Raw genomic sequence first — 15,675 nt, forward strand, 5'->3', positions numbered from 1 at the left:
GGCGACCTCCGCGCTCACTGCGGAACGTTGGCGGCAGTCGCGGACGCCCGGTGCTGCGCCACGCGCGTTCGCGTCGCGCAGGTCGTACTGCAGAATCGCTGCGGGGCGCGTCGCCCTTCGTCGATGAACACGTTGTTGCAGGTGGCGGCCGCGCACACGCCCCACGCGCAGCGGCCGCGCTCCGCGAGCCAGCCGGCGAGGGCGAAGGCGCCGAGTCGGGTGAGCGCCTGCGCGGCGCTCGGCGCGGTGGTCAGTGCGGGTCGGAGCGCCCAGCGGCCGTCGGGGAGCTCGGCGAGTGCTGTGGGGGCGGGGTCGGACGCCATGAGCGCGTTCAGGGCGTGAGCGGCCGCGTGGGGATCCTGTTCCCGAAATACTGCGCGGAGCGCGGCGACGGCGGACGCGAGCGTTGCTGCGTCTCCCGCGTGCGCGTCCGTGGTGAGCTGGGCGAGTTCGGGGGCGCCGTGGGTCGTGGCGAGCTGAGGCCAGGCGGCGGTCAGGTCAGGTGCGTTGACCGCGTCGGCGAGGAATCGGAGTCCGAGCGGGCGAGTGGGGTCTGTGGCGAAGGTGGCGCGAACTGGCATGTGTATAGGGTAACGTCTAAAGCGGAAATAGACGTTACGGAGGGCGCTATGCAGGAAACCACAACGCATCGCGAGGTCATCATCGTTGGGGCGGGCCCCGTCGGGCTTACGCTCGCACTGCTGCTGCGTCGGGCCGGTGTTGACGTGCTGGTGCTCGAAGCTCACCCGGGGTTGTCGCGCCACCCGAAGGCCCGAGGCGTCGCTGCGAGCTCAATGGAGACCTACCGCGGGCTCGGAATCGAGGGGGCGGTCCGGGCGGCGTCCCTGCCTTCCGAGCACGTACGGTTCTTCCGCGGCGACAGTCTCGTGGACGCCGCTGCGGAGCTGATAACTGGCGCGGCCGATCCTGCCGAGGGGTCGGCGAACACGCCCTCACCGGGCGCGTTGTGTTCTCAGGACCGGCTCGAGCCCGTGCTCGCCGACGCGGCGCGCGCGGCCGGAGCGGACCTGATATTCGGGGCGAGGGTGACCGATGTTGCTGAAACCGAGCACGGGGTCGAGGTCTCAGTCGACGGCGGTGCTGGGCTGCGTACGCTCACCGCCGACTGGGTCGTCGGGTGTGACGGCTCGCGCAGTATCGTCCGAGAGCGCGCGGGGATCTCGCTTTCGGGCGATCAGGATCTCGGCCGCTTTCTCTCCGTCCGCTTCCGCGCGCCGCTCGGCGCGACCGTGCGGGGGCGCGAGGCGACGTCTTATTTCATCTCAGGGGGCAAGGGTGGGTTTCTCGCAGTCGACAACGACACCGAATGGATCTACCAGTACCCAATCGCCGAGGGTGTTGACTCCGAGGCGCTGCGACACGACGTGCCGCGGCTGGTCGGGCTCGTCCGCGATGCCGCCGGCATTCCGGAGCTCGCAGTGGAAATCACGGACACGATGCTCTGGCGCATGGACGCCTGCGTCGCCGACTCGTTCCGCGCGGGCCGCCTCCTGCTCGCGGGCGACTCGGCTCACCAGACCCCGCCGACGGGCGGCCACGGCATGAACGTCGGCATTGCCGACGCACAGACGCTCGCGTGGCAGCTCGCTGCGGTGATCCAGGGCCGGGCGGGCGGCGCCCTGCTCGACACCTACACGGCAGAGCGCCGAGCCGTCGCGGTCGCGGTCGTTGCGCGCTCGCGCGGCAACGCCGGCCGGGCATACGGGATCGAGGACGAGCTGCTGTTGGGAACTGGATACGCCCCGGCGCCAGTCCTTCCCGAAGGCGCGTATGCGCCGGCCGCAACGCCGGGACGTCGGCTGCCACACGCTGACCTCGACGGTGGCGGCTCAGTGCTCGACATCGAGTGGGGACGTGCCAGGCTGCTGATCGCGGGCGGCGTTGCACGCTGGGCGGAGGCCGTCGGCTCGCTCGCTCCCGCGTCCCACCTCGAGCTTCCGGTTGTCTCGCTGACCGAGGGGGAGTGGGCGTCAGCCGCGCTCCTGAAGCGCGCCGAACTCGCGCCAGGTGAGGCGCTGCTTGTGCGCCCGGACGGGGTGGTCGCTGCGCGTGCGGCAGCGGCCGAGCCCGTCGGCTGGCTCAACCAAGCACTCGGGGCGATGCTGCGACGCTAGCGGCCCGCAGGCGCCCCGCCCTCCGCGGCTTCCTCGAGTCGCACCGGGCCGGAACCCTGTTCGGCGAGGACGTCGCCGGGGTTCAGTGCGTTGCAACTGCTGAGCGAGAGGCAGCCGCACCCAATGCAGGCCGAAAGCTCCTGCTGGAGCGCCTCGATGCGCCGCTTGCGCTCGTCAAGGAGCGCTGCCCAGCGGGCGGAGATGCGCATCCAGTCACGCTTGCTCGGCATTCGGTCTGCTGGGAGGGTCTCAAACACCGCGGCAACCTCGGTGAGCGGGATGCCGAGGCGCTTTGCGTAGCCGATGATCGAGAGCCTGCGCAGCGTGTGGCGGGGATAGCGTCGCTGGTTGCCGGCGGTGCGCACCGAGGTGATGAGCCCCTCCTGCTCGTAGAAGCGGATCGCTGAGGTCGCGATGCCGGCACGTGCAGCGACCTCCCCGATGGTGAGGTGATCGGTGGGAGTCTTGCGTTCCATGGCGCCCCTTGACTTCAAGTTAACTTGAACTTCTAGGCTAACCTGCGTGACTGAGAATGCAACGAACGTGAACCCGCGCGAACCGAAAGAACCGAGTGAGGCGCGCGCTGCCGGCCTCTTCTCTGGCGACCACATCGTGCCAGCACTGGTCCTCGCAGGAGGCACCGTGCTGTACGCGATGAACCTCTATTTCACGGCGGCGCTCATGCCCTCAATCGTCGCGAGCATTGGTGGACAGCGGCTGTTCGCGTGGGTGGCCACCGGCTTTCTCGTCGCGGCGGTGATCGCGTCGACGCTTGTTGCGCGCGCGATCACCGCGCTCGGGGCCAGGGGAGCGTACCTCGTTGGCTTCGGCGGATTTGCGCTCGGATCCGTCGCGGCCGCGGTCAGCGGCACCATGGGGATCTTCGTCGCGAGCCGCGTACTCCAGGGCGTCGGCGGTGGTCTGCTCGCGGGGCTTGGCTACGCGGTGATCCGGTCGGCGCTGCCGCAGCGGCTGTGGCTCAAGGCCTCGGCGCTCGTCTCCGCGATGTGGGGCGTTGGGGCGCTTGTTGGGCCGAGTCTCGGGGGCGTCTTTGGGCAGCTCGGAGCGTGGCGAGCGGCCTACGCGGTGCTCGCCGGCGTCGCCGTCCTGCTCGCGCTGCTCAGCATACGGGCGCTCCCAGCCCGCGTGCGGGGCGGCCGCGCGCCGGAGCCGGTGCCCTACGGGTCGCTGCTTGCGCTCGTCGCCGCCGCAGCGGCCTTCAGCGTCGCGCCCATGCTCCGCGCGGCGGGGCTCGATCTCGTGGCAATCCTTGTCGGTGTGCTCCTGCTCGTGCTGTTTCTTGCTGTGGAGTCCCGCGCGCGGCATACGGTGCTGCCTCGGCTCGCTTTCGTGCGCGGAAACCCGCTCAAGTGGGTGTACCTCCTCGTCGCGACGCTCTGTGCCGGGGTCATGGTCGAGACCTACGTGCCGCTGTTCGGCCAGCAGCTCGCAGGGCTGACGCCGGTGTGGGCCGGGTTCCTCGGTGCGGCGCTGTCGCTCGGATGGACCGGGATGCAGCTCGTGAGCGTGCGCTTCGGGCCACGGCTCGCGCGCGCAGCGATGGTCGGTGCCCCGGTCCTGCTCGCGCTGTCGATGGCAGCGTACGGCCTGCTGCAGGCGCCAGCTGCGAGCACCGGCAGGGTTGTCGCGTGGGCCGTCGCGTTGCTGCTCGGCGGGGTCGCGATCGGCGCCGTGTTCCCGCACCTCAGCGTGGCGGCGATGGGGGCGAGCGCCGACGGAGCCGAAGGTGAGAAGGCCGCCGCCGCGCTGAGCACGACACAGCTCATCGCGTACGCGCTTGTCTCGGCGCTGCTCGGCGTCTTTGCGGCCGGAGCCGACGGCGACCTTGTCGCGACGGCCGAACGGATCTCCGCAGGTCTCGCCATCATGACGGGGATCGGGGTCGTGCCAGGGATCATGCTGCTCCGTGCCGCCCGCCGTCCACGCTAAGGAGGCCGGCGGCTCCCGGGCGTCTGCGGCAGAGAGGTAGACAGCGAGGGGAATCGGGGATATGATTACTCGTTGGTGCTTTGTGCCTGTTTTCGTGATCGCGAAAACCGGGGGGAAGCATTCGCAAGACCGGTGAATCAACACGAGCGACAGTGAGGCTATGGCGAAGAAAGACGGCGTCATCGAGATCGAGGGCCAGGTAGCTGAGGCGCTCCCGAACGCACAGTTCCGGGTAGAGCTTACAAACGGCCACAAGGTGCTCGCGCACATCTCGGGCAAAATGCGTCAGCACTACATCCGCATCCTTCCAGGGGACCGCGTGATCGTGGAGCTGACCCCGTACGATCTGACCCGCGGTCGCATCGTCTACCGTTACAAGTAGACCTGCGCACGTCCATCGGAAAGTAACGACTCGCGGCACCCCGTGAGTACGAGGACAGCGAACCCGCTAAAGGAAAAACAATGAAGGTCAACCCCAGCGTTAAGCCCATCTGCGATCACTGCAAGGTGATCCGCCGCCACGGCCGCGTCATGGTGATCTGCAAGAGCAACCCGCGTCACAAGCAGCGCCAGGGCTAACCTGCCCGCTGCTGCTCGCAGATCAAATAAATCAAAATAGAAACAGCGCATCGAAGAACCCCGCCGCTTGTGTGGCGGGGAGACACCTCGGGTCGGAGGCCTGATCCCACGATGCGCACCACACCTCCACTAATCCGCAAGGAGAGCCAGACATGGCACGTATTGCAGGCGTAGACATCCCGCGCGAAAAGCGCGTAGAGATCGCGCTCACCTACATCTATGGCGTCGGCCGCACGAGCGCACTCAAGACGCTCGAGGCGACTGGCATCGACGGGAACACCCGTGTTCGCGACCTCAGTGACGACCAGCTCGTTCTGCTCCGCGACCACATTGAGGGCAACTTCAAGGTTGAGGGTGACCTCCGCCGTGAGGTCCAGGCCGACATCCGCCGCAAGGTTGAGATCGGCAGCTACCAGGGTATTCGCCACCGCCGGGGCATGCCTGTGCATGGTCAGCGCACCAAGACGAACGCTCGTACCCGTAAGGGCCCGAAGCGTACCGTCGCCGGTAAGAAGAAGTAACACCGGTTCACACCGACCATCACACATAGCTTTCAGGAGAATTCTCAATGGCTGCACCTAAGTCGGCAGCGCGCAAGCCGCGCCGCAAGGACAAGAAGAACATCGCCGTGGGCCACGCCCACATCAAGTCGACGTTCAACAACACGATCATCTCGATCACGGACACCACCGGTGCCGTGCTGACCTGGGCTTCCTCGGGTGGAGTTGGCTTCAAGGGTTCGCGTAAGTCGACCCCGTTCGCCGCTCAGCTCGCCGCAGAGTCCGTCGCCCGCAAGGCGCAGGAGCACGGCATGAAGAAGGTTGACGTCTTCGTGAAGGGCCCCGGTTCGGGTCGTGAGACCGCGATCCGCTCGCTGCAGGCCGCAGGCCTCGAGGTTGGCTCGATCAACGACGTCACCCCGCAGACCCACAACGGCTGCCGCCCGCCGAAGCGCCGCCGCGTCTGAGCCTCACTGTCGCGCCGGCTCCGGCCGGCGCGACACCGGCTCTCCTCACGCGAGAACCGGTACGTTCCCAACACCCTCTTTACCGCAGAGTCATATAGCGGACTCCAGCGAAAGGAACTAACACAGTGCTCATTGCACAGCGCCCCACTCTGACCGAAGATTCAATCTCCGAGTACCGCTCGCGCTTCACCATCGAGCCCCTCGAGCCTGGCTTCGGTTACACGCTTGGAAACTCGCTCCGTCGTACCCTGCTCTCCTCGATCCCCGGAGCCGCTGTCACCAGCGTCCGCTTCGAGGGCGTCGCTCACGAGTTCACGACGATCCCCGGTGTCACTGAAGACGTCACCGAGATCATCCTGAACATCAAGGGCCTCGTTGTTTCGAGCGAGCACGACGAGCCGATCACCGCGTACCTTCGCAAGACCGGGGCAGGCGAGGTTACTGCCGCTGACATCTCCGCGCCGGCCGGCGTTGAGGTGCACAACCCCGAGCTGGTCATCGCGACCCTTGGCGACGACGCACAGTTCGAGCTTGAGCTCACCATTGAGCGCGGCCGTGGCTACGTTTCTGCAGCGCAGAACCGTAACGACGACGCAGAGGTCGGCCGTATTCCGGTCGACTCGATCTACTCGCCCGTACTCAAGGTGACCTACCGTGTCGAGGCAACTCGTGCCGGCGAGCGCACCGACTTCGACCGCCTGGTGGTCGACGTCGAGTCGAAGCCCGCCATCAGCCCCCGCGACGCAATCGCGTCGGCAGGTTCGACGCTTGTCGAGCTGTTCGGGCTTGCACGCGAGCTGAACACTGCCGCTGAGGGCGTCGAGATCGGCCCCGCGCCGGTTGAGGTTGTCGCCGAGGGCGAGCTCTCGATTCCGATCGAGGATCTCGACCTGTCGGTCCGCAGCTACAACTGCCTCAAGCGTGAGGGCATCAACTCCGTGAGCGAACTCGTTGCGCTCTCGGAAGCCCAGCTCATGAATATTCGTAACTTCGGTCAGAAGTCCGTCTTCGAGGTGCGCGACAAGCTCGCCGAGATGGGCCTCTCGCTCAAGGACGCGGTTCCCGGTTTCGACGGAGCCAACTTCTACAGCTACGAGGACGACGTTAACTAACGATCCGGCTTCAACGCTGATCGAACACTTACAGGAGTACAACCATGCCTAAGCCCACCAAGGGCCCCCGCCTCGGAGGCGGACCCACTCACGAGCGCCTCATGCTCAACCAGATGGCTGCGCAGCTCTTCGAGCACAAGCGCATCCAGACCACCGAGACCAAGGCAAAGCGCCTGCAGCCCATCGCAGAGCGCCTCGTGACCTTCGCAAAGCGTGGAGATCTCCACGCTCGCCGTCGCGTCATGCGCCAGATCCTCGACAAGTCGGTTGTGCACGAGCTCTTCACCGAGATCGCACCGCTCGTCGAGAACCGCGAGGGTGGCTACACTCGCATCGTCAAGACCGGTTTCCGCAAGGGTGACAACGCTCCCCTCGCAGTGATCGAGCTCGTTCTCGAGCCCGTCCAGCCGAAGCCGAAGGCGAAGAAGGCCGCTGCCGCTCCGGCTGCAGAGGTCGTCGAGGACGCACCCGAGGCTGCTGAAGAGGCACCCGAGGTCGTCGAGGAGGCAGCTGAGGCTGCCGAGACCGAGGCACCCGCCGAGGAGAAGGCTGAGTAAGGGATAACCCCCACTCGTTTCACGCAGAAACGCCCCGTGGCTTCGGCCCCGGGGCGTTTCTGCGTGTGCGCCGAAGCATCGCAGCACAGACGCGTCCGCAGCACAGACGCGTCCGCAGTGGCGGCGCGCGCCGTGCGGTGGGTGGCTGCTGCGCGACGCCCCAGCAGCGCTAGCGTCGTGCGACGCCCCAGCCGCGGGCCTCGGCGGGGGAGAGGAGCTCGTCGAGCGCCTGCCGAATCGCGCCCGCGTAGATCTCGCCACCCTCCGGGCCAGGGTGGATGCCGTCCTCGGCGAGGAACTCTGGTGTGCCTGCGACGCCCGAGTCCCACTGCGCGACGACGACCCCTCTGTGCGCCGCTGCGAAGGCGTTGAGGTTTTCGTTGACCTCGGGGATCCACTCGCGGTCCGCGTGCGCGTCGATGAGCACGAGCGGTCGCTCGCCGATGACCTCCCGGAGCGCGGTGAGCGACTCCGGTTCTACCGGCCCGTTGGTGCCGAGCCCCACGACGACGACGTCGCGCAGCTCGCCTCGGTCGGCCAGCTCCCCAAGGACGTCGACGCCGGCCCAGAGCCCCCGCGACACCGCCGCATCGACGTCGATTCCCGGGAACGCGTCGGTGAGCTCGGGGTAGCTTGCGAGCATGACGGAGTCGCCGACGGCGGTGATCTCGCCGCCCTCGAACCGGATCGCTGGCGCGGCCGTGGGCTGATCCTGATCGCCGGACTCGCCGCCCGGCTGAGGCGACGACCCCTCGCCCGGTTCGCCCGCTGCCTCGTCGCCACCGGCGGCGCTCTTGTCAGCCTTGAGCTGTTCCTGCCCGCGCAGGATCGAATCCGCTGACGACGTCCGCTCGGGCGCGATGGCGACCGCAACGCCCGTGAGCGGAAAGGTCACCGCGAGCACGGCGGCGAGGGCGAGCGACACACGCCGTTGCCGCGGGGTGTAGCGGCGCGGGCTGAACCACCGAACGAGCGCCCCTCGCAGCCCCACGCGGCGCACCGGCTGCTCGACGTAGCGGTACGAGAGCGCGGCGAACACGAGCGTCATGGCGAGCGAGACGACCTGCGCGACCGGCGTCGTGCCGAGCCCCGCAGCCGTCGCGACGCTCGTGGCGATCACCAGCAGCGGCCAATGCCACAGGTAGATCCCGTACGAACGCTCGCCAATCCAGCGAAGGGGGGCGACATCGAGCAGCCGTCCGACGAGCGCGCCCTCGCGGGTCACGGCCCAGACCACCGCGAGCGCGGCGATCGTCGCGGCCTGGAAGCCCCAGGCGAAGCTCTCCTGGCTTGCCTCCTGCAGGGTCACGGCGAGGGTGCCGAGCACCGCGAACCCGGCAACCGCGACGCCGAACGAGGCGACTTGCCCGGCCCGACCGACGGGCCGCTGCGCGCGACGGGAGAGCAGGACCGCCATCGCCGCGCCAAGGAACAGCCCGAAACTGTGCGAGTCGGAGCCGAAGTACACCCGGGTCGGCTCGGCGCCGGCGTTTGCGAGCGCCGCCATGAGGAACGCGGAGCCGAGGCCGAGCGCCGCGAGGGGCAGCGCCCGTGTCAGTCGCGAGCGGAACTTGAAGACCAGCAGCGCGAGCAGCGGCAGCACGATATAGAACTGCTCCTCGAGCGCCAACGACCAGAAGTTGCGGAAGAGCTCGGGGGCGTCCCGCGCGAAATAGTCCGATCCGTTCGCGATGAACACCCAGTTACTGACGAACAGCAGCGCTCCGGCGATCTGCTGGGCGACCCCGACGAGCAGGTCGCGGCTCGCGGCGAGCGCCAGCGAAGTACTGACAAGCACAACGAGGGCGACCGCGGGAAGGAGCCGCCGCGCTCGCCTGCGCCAGAACGCGAGCAGGTCGATCCGGCCGGTGCCCGAGAGCTCCCGCAGCAGCAGCGACGTGATGAGAAACCCGCTCATGACGAAGAACACGTCAACACCGAGGAACCCGCCGGGAAGGGCCGCAGGGAACAGGTGGTATACGAGCACCATGCCGACGGCGATGGCGCGCAGCCCATCGAGACCGCCGAATCGCCCGCCGCGCGCCGTCACCGGTGCCCCGGTTGGGCGAAGCGGACGAACAGACACCCAAAAATGGTACCTCGGAAGAATGAGAGCACCCGGTTGAGCGCCGTGCTGCGGGTGCCTCGCGGCCACGCGGGAGCGGGCATCTGGCACACTTGAACGGTGGAAATGATCCGGCTGCGCCTCGACATCGCCTACGACGGGACCGACTTCTCGGGCTGGGCGACCCAGCCCGGCCTGCGGACCGTGCAGGGCGAGATCGAGGCGGCGCTCGCGACACTGCTGCGTACCGCCGAAGGCGAGCTCCGGCTCACCGTCGGCGGGCGAACCGACGCTGGCGTGCACGCCAGGGGACAGGTTGCCCACCTCGACGTGACGCCGGAGCAGTTCGCGAAGTGGGGCGCATCGCAGCGGCGGGGGACCACCGCGCCCGCCGGTGCAGTGGCCGACGGCGCTGCGGCCGGCGATCCTGATCGCGCGGCCGCTCCCCAGCATCCCGACAAGGAAGCCGCTCGCCTCATGACGCGACGCCTGAACGGTGTGCTGCAGCGCGGGGCAAGCGACATCGCGATCCACGCGGTCGCGCCCGCGCCCGCGGGATTCGACGCCCGGTTCTCAGCGCTCAGGCGTCGATACGAGTACCGCCTGCGGCCGGAGAACGCCCGCCGCGACCCGCTCACCGCCAGGTTCACCGCCGACGTCCCGCGCGTGCTCGACCTCGCGACGATGCAGCGCGTCTCCGAAGACCTGCTCGGCCTCCAAGACTTCACCACCTTCTGCAAGGCGCGCGAGGGGGCGACGGCCGTTCGCGAACTCCTCGCGTTCGCCTGGCGCGAGACCGAGGACGGCGCGTACGCCGCCCGGATTGAAGCAGACGCGTTCTGCCACTCCATGGTGCGGGCGCTCGTCGGGTCGGTCGTCGCCGTCGGCCACGGCCGGCTCACCCGTGGAGAGCTCGTCGATCTCCGCGACGCGCGAGAGCGCACCAGCCGGTTCACTGTCATGCCAGCACATGGCCTCTCGCTCGAAGAAATCGGCTACCCGGAAGACGCTGAGCTTGCGGCCCGAGCCGAGCAGACGCGGGCGCGCCGCGACCCGCTCGATGACTGAGTGATCTGTGCTAAAGTTGATCCTTGGTGCGTAAGCACCCGAATTGTTGAGCCCTCCACCGCACAGGAACTCACGAGGCAGCGCCCCGGGAGACCTCGCACGGAGTGGGATTCAAGAACTCCTCCATTTCGACAGAAAGCAGCACGACAGTGACTCGCACATACTCGCCGAAGGCAGCTGACCAGAAGCACGACTGGATCGTCATCGACGCAACAGACGTGGTTCTCGGCCGCCTCGCATCCCACGCCGCAGCTCTGCTCCGCGGCAAGCACAAGACTACCTTCGCACCGCACATGGACATGGGTGACTACGTCATCATCGTCAACGCGGACAAGGTTGTGCTGACCGGCAACAAGGCAGCACAGAAGAAGGCATACCGCCACTCGGGCTACCCGGGCGGCCTCCGTTCGGTGAGCTACACCGAGCTCCTCACGAAGAACCCCGAGCGCGCAGTCGAGAAGGCCATCCGTGGCATGCTCCCGAAGAACTCGCTCGGTGCAGACCTGTTCCGCAAGCTGAAGGTGTACGCGGGCCCGGAGCACCCCCACGCTGCACAGCAGCCGACCCCCTACACCTTTGGCCAGGTTGCGCAGTAAGCGCGCTAGAGACGCAAGAAGAGAGACTTTAACGTGACTGAAGAGCAGACCGTGGCCCCTGAGAGCTACACCACTGAGACCCCCGCGTCGCAGGCAACCGCCGCAACGCCGCGCCCCGCGCTCACCGTTCCCGGTGCAGCTGTTGGTCGCCGCAAGCAGGCTGTCGCGCGCGTCCGCCTCATCCCGGGCGAGGGCAAGATGACCGTCAACGGCCGTGAGCTCGCGGAGTACTTCCCGAACAAGCTGCACCAGCAGCTGATCACCGATCCGTTCACCGTGCTCGAGCTCGGCGGCGCATACGACCTCATCGCCAACATCGACGGCGGCGGCCCCTCGGGCCAGGCCGGTGCACTCCGCCTCGCGGTTGCACGCGCCCTCAACGAGATCGACGCAGAGCACAACCGTGCAACCCTGAAGAAGGCTGGCTTCCTGAGCCGCGACGCTCGCATCAAGGAGCGCAAGAAGGCCGGACTCAAGAAGGCCCGTAAGGCGCCTCAGTACTCGAAGCGCTAAACCGGAGCGTATTCCCACATGGGACGCCTGTTTGGCACTGATGGGGTGCGGGGCTTGGCCGGGGTGGATATCACCGCCGACCTCGCCCTGCGCCTCGCGCACGCAGCGGCTCTCGTACTCGGACGTAATGCCCGAGGCGAGAGCCGTCGCGCTACCGCGATCGTTGCGCGCGATCCGCGAGTTTCTGGCGAGTTCATCTCGGCCGCAGTGTCGGCCGGTCTCGCTGCCGCCGGAGTAGACGTGCTCGATGCCGGTGTCATTCCGACGCCGGCCGCCGCGTACCTCGTCGCAGATACCGGCGCCGACTTCGGTGTCATGGTATCGGCATCGCACAACCCCGCGCCCGACAACGGCATCAAGTTCTTCGCGGAGGGCGGGCGCAAGCTCCCCGACGAGATCGAGGACAAGATCGAGGCCGCAATGCGCGAGCCCGCGATCGCCGTCACCGGGCACGAGGTCGGCCGGATCCAGCGTTTCGCCGACGCTGAGGATCGCTACCTCGTGCACCTCCTCGGCACGCTCGAGGGCCTCTCGCTCGATGGGCTGTCGGTCGTGCTCGACTGCGCACACGGGGCAGCGTCCGGGATCTCACCCGACGCGTTCACCGATGCGGGCGCCAAGGTCGTCGTGATCGGAAACGACCCCGACGGCATGAACATCAACGACGGCGTGGGCTCCACCCACCTCGAGCCGCTCATCGCCGCAGTCCGTGAGCACGGCGCCGACCTCGGCATCGCGCACGACGGCGACGCTGATCGCTGCCTCGCTGTTGACGCCGCAGGCAACGTGATCGATGGCGACCGCATCATGGCGATCCTCGCGCTCTCGATGTCCGCACGCGGCAAGCTCGACCAGAACACCCTGGTCGCGACCGTGATGTCGAACCTCGGGCTCAAACTCGCGATGGCAGACAACGGGATCGACGTCGTCGAGACCGGCGTTGGCGATCGGTACGTGCTCGAGGCCATCAACGAGCACGGCTACTCGCTTGGCGGCGAGCAGTCGGGCCACGTCATCATGAGCGAGTTCGCGACGACCGGCGACGGCATCCTCACGGGGCTGCACATCGCCGCCGAGATCGTCCGTTCCGGCAAGTCGCTTGCCGAGCTCGGCGAGTGCATGAAGGTGTACCCGCAGGTGCTCGTGAACGTGCGCGGCGTTGATCGTTCGCGCGCAAGCAGTGACGAGGTGCTGCAGCAGGCGGTTCATCAGGTTGAGGAAGCGCTGAAGGGCGAGGGCCGCGTGCTGCTCCGTCCGTCGGGCACCGAGCCCGTCGTTCGCGTGATGGTCGAGGCAGCCGAGGTCGATCAGGCCCAGCAGCTCGCCGACGACCTTGCGGCGATCGTCAAGGAACGCCTGGCAGTGTAATTCAGGTTCCGGCTGGCCGGGGTGCAGTGACTCGATGTCACAGCGCCCCGGCCGTTGGCGTTTCTGGGGCGTGGTGGTGTGCGCTCGCGCCTTCGGTGCCGGGTGCTTGTGCCCCTCCGGGGACGGGTGCTTGTGCCCCTCCGGTGCCGTGCGCTTCCACACTGCGTATGCGATCTGCGCCTGGAATGCCGCGGCGCGCCCAGGCGGCACTATATTCTGCCGATCACAGTCGGTGTGAGTGTCGCGTGCCTGCATCCGCTCGGCCAACCCAGGCTTCGGGCCAAGCCCGGCTCGGCCAACCCAGGCTTCGGGCAGCACTCCGGCATCTTCGGGCGTGACAGCCGCGTCAGTGCACTAGGCGAGCCGAGCTGGCTCATGGAGTCCAACCGCGACGGCCCGCATGATGAGGGCCTGCGTCTCCGGCCACGCATGCATGATCTGCGAGTAGCTCACCCGGATGACAGTGAACCCGCGAAGCCTGAGCTGCGCGTCGTGTTCAATGTCGATCGTCCGCTGTGTCCCGGTGTGGTGTCCACCATCAATCTGCACGACAAGACGAGACCCGATGAGAAAGTCGACTCTGCGGCCAACGAGCCAAGCCTGTGAGACGATCGGCAGTCTCATCCACTTCAGGCGCACCCTGAAGTAGCTCTCGAGTCCCGAGTCCGCGAATGGGTCGGTTGCCTCGAGCACGCGCTTTGATGCTGCGGGCAGCGGCAGAAGTTCCAGCGCGGCACGATCCACGAGTCTCTTGTTGAGCGCGGAGTCCCATGACGCGACTGCGTCCTCGAACGGCTCACACTGGGCGATGAGCATGAGGACGTTTTCGACGGAGTCGACGAGGGCAAACCGATCCCTCGGCACGATCGGGGCGTGGTAGTGGAGGACTGACCCGGGTGGGCGACGCTCCGACCCCGGACGGGGAACACCAAAGTGCTGGCCCTCCGGGACTCGTCGCACCCAGAGCCCGAGGCGTGCAGCCTGGGTGACACAGCTCAGCGTGAGACCCGCGGACGCCGCGGCAACCACCTGAGGATCGGCCGTGGGCGTCGCGAGCCACCCCTTCTTGAACCGTATGAGAGCTCCGGCTACAACCTCCTGCTGGATGCGGTACCGGGTCATCCCGCGGGCAATGAGTTCGGAGCTGCGGATGACGCCGCCGCGTTTCGAGAGCATGCCAGTAATCATGCGAGTCAGTCTGCGCCCACGCCCCAGTCTGCGGTGGCCGCCGGCGAGGTCTGTGCAGAACTACGAGTCCGTCGCGCTTGGGGAGCGGCTGTGGGCGAAGCTTGGCGGGGATTACTAGTGCCGATCCCAGGGATACGGGCTGCAGCGTGGCCGGGTCGCGGGCTGCCGGGACTGCGCTTGTCGGCGCTGGGTGCCTGCGTTGGCAATGTGATCGGCGGTGGGTATGCCCTGGATGGAGCTGGCGGGGATTGTGACTGTCGATCCCAGGGATACGGGCTGCAGCGTGGCCGGGGTCGCGGGCTGCCGGGCCTGCGCTTGTCGGCGCTGGGTGCCTGCGTTAGCAATGTGATCGGCGGTGGGTATGCCCTGGATGGAGCTGGCGGGGATTGTGACTGCCTATCCCAGGGATACGGGCTGCAGCGTGGGGCCCAGGGCAGGGCAGGGCAGAGCAAGTGCAGGGCACAGCACAACAGAAGCACAGGCCAAAGCCAGCGCAAGCCCAAGCCCGCACGGGCCCCTACAGCTTGCGGAGCAGCACCTTCTCGACCCGGTGGTCGGCACCCTTGCGGAGCACGAGCGTCGCCCTCGCCCGGGTCGGGCGGATGTTCTCAATGAGGTTCGGCTCGTTGATCGACTTCCAGATCCCGTGCGCGTAGGCACGGCTCTCAGCGTCGCTCAGCGTCGCGAACTTCCGGAAGAACGAGTTCGGGTCGGAGAACGCCCCGTCGCGCAGCCGGAAGAATCGCTGCGTGAACCACTCTTCGATGTGGTCGGTGCGTGCGTCGACGTACACGGAGAAGTCGAACAGATCGGAGACGGCGAGGGGGTGCTCGCGCGTCGGCGGCTGCAGCACGTTGAGCCCCTCAAGGATGAGGATGTCGGGCTGCCGCACCGTCGTGTACTCATCGGGCACGATGTCGTAGATGAGGTGGCTGTAGTGCGGGGCGCGCACCTCGGGCATGCCCGACTTCACCTGCGATACGAAGCGGAGCAGCGCCCGCCGGTCGTACGACTCAGGGAAGCCCTTGCGGTGCGCGATGCCCCGGCGTTCGAGCTCGGCGTTGGGGTAGAGGAAGCCGTCGGTGGTGACGAGCGTGACGTTCGGGGTCTCCGGCCAGCGGGCGAGCAGGTCGCGCAGAATGCGGGCGACCGTTGACTTGCCAACGGCGACGGACCCGGCGACGCCGATCACGAAGGTGCTCTGCTTTTCGCCCTCGCGCTTGAGAAAGCTGCGAGTTCGCTGATGCATCTCCCGGGCGGCGATCGCGTACTGGTTGATGAGGCGGCTGAGCGGCCGGTAGACCTCTGACACCTCTTCGACATCGAGCGAGACGCCGAGCCCGCGGAACGCGTCGACCTCCGCTTCGGTAAGCGGCATGGGCGTTTCCCCGGCGAGCCTGGCCCACTCTGACCGGCCGATCTCCGCGAACGGCGAAGTGAACTCTGGCCGAACAAGCGTCTGAGTTTCAGGCCCGAGCACCAGGTTTCGTGAACTTTCTTCGGCAGCCTCGTCGTCGCGAGCAAGTTCGGTGACTGCGCCTTCGCTGTGTTTTTCGCTCATCGCACTCCATCGTGCC

Annotated in this window: 17 protein-coding genes; 12 read left to right on the forward strand and 5 right to left on the reverse strand. The window is 67.5% G+C overall.

Annotated features, from left to right (window positions below; genetic code table 11):
• Positions 1 to 14: 14 nt before the first annotated feature.
• Entirely contained in the window at positions 15 to 581 is a 567-nt protein-coding gene (locus BJ960_RS04915) for a CGNR zinc finger domain-containing protein (protein ID WP_185986480.1), read from the reverse strand.
• A gap of 48 nt (positions 582 to 629) precedes the next feature.
• Here BJ960_RS04915 and BJ960_RS04920 point away from each other — a divergent pair, with 48 nt between their 5' ends.
• Positions 630 to 2,135, forward strand: a complete 1,506-nt coding sequence (locus BJ960_RS04920) for an FAD-dependent monooxygenase (protein ID WP_185986481.1) — start codon at positions 630 to 632, stop codon at positions 2,133 to 2,135.
• Here BJ960_RS04920 and soxR read toward each other — a convergent pair.
• Entirely contained in the window at positions 2,132 to 2,611 is a 480-nt protein-coding gene (soxR, locus tag BJ960_RS04925) for a redox-sensitive transcriptional activator SoxR (RefSeq protein ID WP_185986482.1), read from the reverse strand. The two genes, BJ960_RS04920 and soxR, sit on opposite strands and share 4 nt — an antisense overlap.
• A gap of 46 nt (positions 2,612 to 2,657) precedes the next feature.
• Between soxR and BJ960_RS04930 the strand changes: the two genes are divergently transcribed.
• The 7 genes from BJ960_RS04930 (at position 2,658) to rplQ (ending at position 7,300) form a co-directional block, all read left to right on the forward strand.
• Positions 2,658 to 4,085: an MFS transporter gene (locus tag BJ960_RS04930; protein WP_185986483.1), complete on the forward strand. Its 1,428-nt coding sequence runs from the start codon at positions 2,658 to 2,660 to the stop codon at positions 4,083 to 4,085.
• Positions 4,086 to 4,245: 160 nt separating this feature from the next.
• Positions 4,246 to 4,467, forward strand: a complete 222-nt coding sequence (infA, locus tag BJ960_RS04935) for a translation initiation factor IF-1 (RefSeq protein ID WP_059063343.1) — start codon at positions 4,246 to 4,248, stop codon at positions 4,465 to 4,467.
• Positions 4,468 to 4,547: 80 nt separating this feature from the next.
• Positions 4,548 to 4,664 (forward strand): 50S ribosomal protein L36, encoded by a 117-nt coding sequence (gene rpmJ / locus BJ960_RS04940; RefSeq protein WP_005050492.1) that lies wholly within the window; start codon positions 4,548 to 4,550, stop codon positions 4,662 to 4,664.
• Between the two features lie 152 nt (positions 4,665 to 4,816).
• Positions 4,817 to 5,185 (forward strand): 30S ribosomal protein S13, encoded by a 369-nt coding sequence (rpsM, locus tag BJ960_RS04945; RefSeq protein ID WP_119281502.1) that lies wholly within the window; start codon positions 4,817 to 4,819, stop codon positions 5,183 to 5,185.
• 47 nt (positions 5,186 to 5,232) lie between these two features.
• Positions 5,233 to 5,631, forward strand: coding sequence for a 30S ribosomal protein S11 (gene rpsK, locus BJ960_RS04950; RefSeq protein ID WP_042544393.1), 399 nt, complete (start codon positions 5,233 to 5,235; stop codon positions 5,629 to 5,631).
• Between the two features lie 125 nt (positions 5,632 to 5,756).
• Complete coding sequence (locus BJ960_RS04955) at positions 5,757 to 6,743, forward strand: DNA-directed RNA polymerase subunit alpha (RefSeq protein ID WP_042544392.1); 987 nt, start codon at positions 5,757 to 5,759, stop codon at positions 6,741 to 6,743.
• A 44-nt stretch (positions 6,744 to 6,787) separates the two neighbouring features.
• Positions 6,788 to 7,300, forward strand: coding sequence for a 50S ribosomal protein L17 (rplQ, locus tag BJ960_RS04960; RefSeq protein ID WP_185986484.1), 513 nt, complete (start codon positions 6,788 to 6,790; stop codon positions 7,298 to 7,300).
• Positions 7,301 to 7,469: 169 nt separating this feature from the next.
• On the opposite strand, the gene BJ960_RS04965 is transcribed toward rplQ, so the two are convergent.
• Positions 7,470 to 9,386 (reverse strand): acyltransferase family protein, encoded by a 1,917-nt coding sequence (locus tag BJ960_RS04965; RefSeq protein WP_307814668.1) that lies wholly within the window; start codon positions 9,384 to 9,386, stop codon positions 7,470 to 7,472.
• A gap of 105 nt (positions 9,387 to 9,491) precedes the next feature.
• Between BJ960_RS04965 and BJ960_RS04970 the strand changes: the two genes are divergently transcribed.
• The 4 genes from BJ960_RS04970 to glmM all read left to right on the forward strand — a co-directional run bounded on the left by BJ960_RS04970 (position 9,492) and on the right by glmM (position 12,910).
• Positions 9,492 to 10,433, forward strand: coding sequence for a tRNA pseudouridine synthase A (locus tag BJ960_RS04970; protein ID WP_185988152.1), 942 nt, complete (start codon positions 9,492 to 9,494; stop codon positions 10,431 to 10,433).
• 149 nt (positions 10,434 to 10,582) lie between these two features.
• Positions 10,583 to 11,029, forward strand: a complete 447-nt coding sequence (rplM, locus tag BJ960_RS04975; protein WP_119281588.1) for a 50S ribosomal protein L13 — start codon at positions 10,583 to 10,585, stop codon at positions 11,027 to 11,029.
• A gap of 33 nt (positions 11,030 to 11,062) precedes the next feature.
• A complete protein-coding gene (gene rpsI, locus BJ960_RS04980) occupies positions 11,063 to 11,542 on the forward strand; it encodes a 30S ribosomal protein S9 (RefSeq protein ID WP_119281499.1) in 480 nt (159 codons plus the stop codon).
• Between the two features lie 18 nt (positions 11,543 to 11,560).
• The gene (gene glmM, locus BJ960_RS04985) at positions 11,561 to 12,910 is read left to right on the forward strand and encodes a phosphoglucosamine mutase (RefSeq protein ID WP_121078591.1); all 1,350 of its coding nucleotides are present in this window, start codon (positions 11,561 to 11,563) and stop codon (positions 12,908 to 12,910) included.
• A 354-nt stretch (positions 12,911 to 13,264) separates the two neighbouring features.
• Here the strand turns inward: glmM and BJ960_RS04990 are convergent, their stop codons facing one another.
• Both BJ960_RS04990 and coaA read right to left on the reverse strand, forming a co-directional pair.
• Positions 13,265 to 14,098 carry an endonuclease domain-containing protein gene (locus BJ960_RS04990; protein WP_237463635.1) on the reverse strand — a complete coding sequence of 278 codons (834 nt, stop codon included), beginning with the start codon at positions 14,096 to 14,098 and terminating at the stop codon, positions 13,265 to 13,267.
• 517 nt (positions 14,099 to 14,615) lie between these two features.
• Positions 14,616 to 15,659, reverse strand: coding sequence for a type I pantothenate kinase (gene coaA, locus BJ960_RS04995; RefSeq protein ID WP_121077590.1), 1,044 nt, complete (start codon positions 15,657 to 15,659; stop codon positions 14,616 to 14,618).
• Between the last annotated feature and the right edge of the window lie 16 nt (positions 15,660 to 15,675).

This window comes from Leucobacter aridicollis (assembly GCF_013409595.1).
GTDB lineage: Bacteria > Actinomycetota > Actinomycetes > Actinomycetales > Microbacteriaceae > Leucobacter > Leucobacter aridicollis.

Coding starts and splice junctions, on each gene's coding strand:
- soxR (WP_185986482.1), bottom strand. CDS start 2,611: ATGGAACGCAAGACTCCCACCGATCACCTCACCATCGGGGAGGTCGCT.
- BJ960_RS04990 (WP_237463635.1), bottom strand. CDS start 14,098: ATGATTACTGGCATGCTCTCGAAACGCGGCGGCGTCATCCGCAGCTCC.
- coaA (WP_121077590.1), bottom strand. CDS start 15,659: ATGAGCGAAAAACACAGCGAAGGCGCAGTCACCGAACTTGCTCGCGAC.
- BJ960_RS04970 (WP_185988152.1), top strand. CDS start 9,492: ATGATCCGGCTGCGCCTCGACATCGCCTACGACGGGACCGACTTCTCG.
- glmM (WP_121078591.1), top strand. CDS start 11,561: ATGGGACGCCTGTTTGGCACTGATGGGGTGCGGGGCTTGGCCGGGGTG.
- BJ960_RS04915 (WP_185986480.1), bottom strand. CDS start 581: ATGCCAGTTCGCGCCACCTTCGCCACAGACCCCACTCGCCCGCTCGGA.
- rplQ (WP_185986484.1), top strand. CDS start 6,788: ATGCCTAAGCCCACCAAGGGCCCCCGCCTCGGAGGCGGACCCACTCAC.
- infA (WP_059063343.1), top strand. CDS start 4,246: ATGGCGAAGAAAGACGGCGTCATCGAGATCGAGGGCCAGGTAGCTGAG.
- rpsM (WP_119281502.1), top strand. CDS start 4,817: ATGGCACGTATTGCAGGCGTAGACATCCCGCGCGAAAAGCGCGTAGAG.
- rpsK (WP_042544393.1), top strand. CDS start 5,233: ATGGCTGCACCTAAGTCGGCAGCGCGCAAGCCGCGCCGCAAGGACAAG.
- rpmJ (WP_005050492.1), top strand. CDS start 4,548: ATGAAGGTCAACCCCAGCGTTAAGCCCATCTGCGATCACTGCAAGGTG.
- BJ960_RS04920 (WP_185986481.1), top strand. CDS start 630: ATGCAGGAAACCACAACGCATCGCGAGGTCATCATCGTTGGGGCGGGC.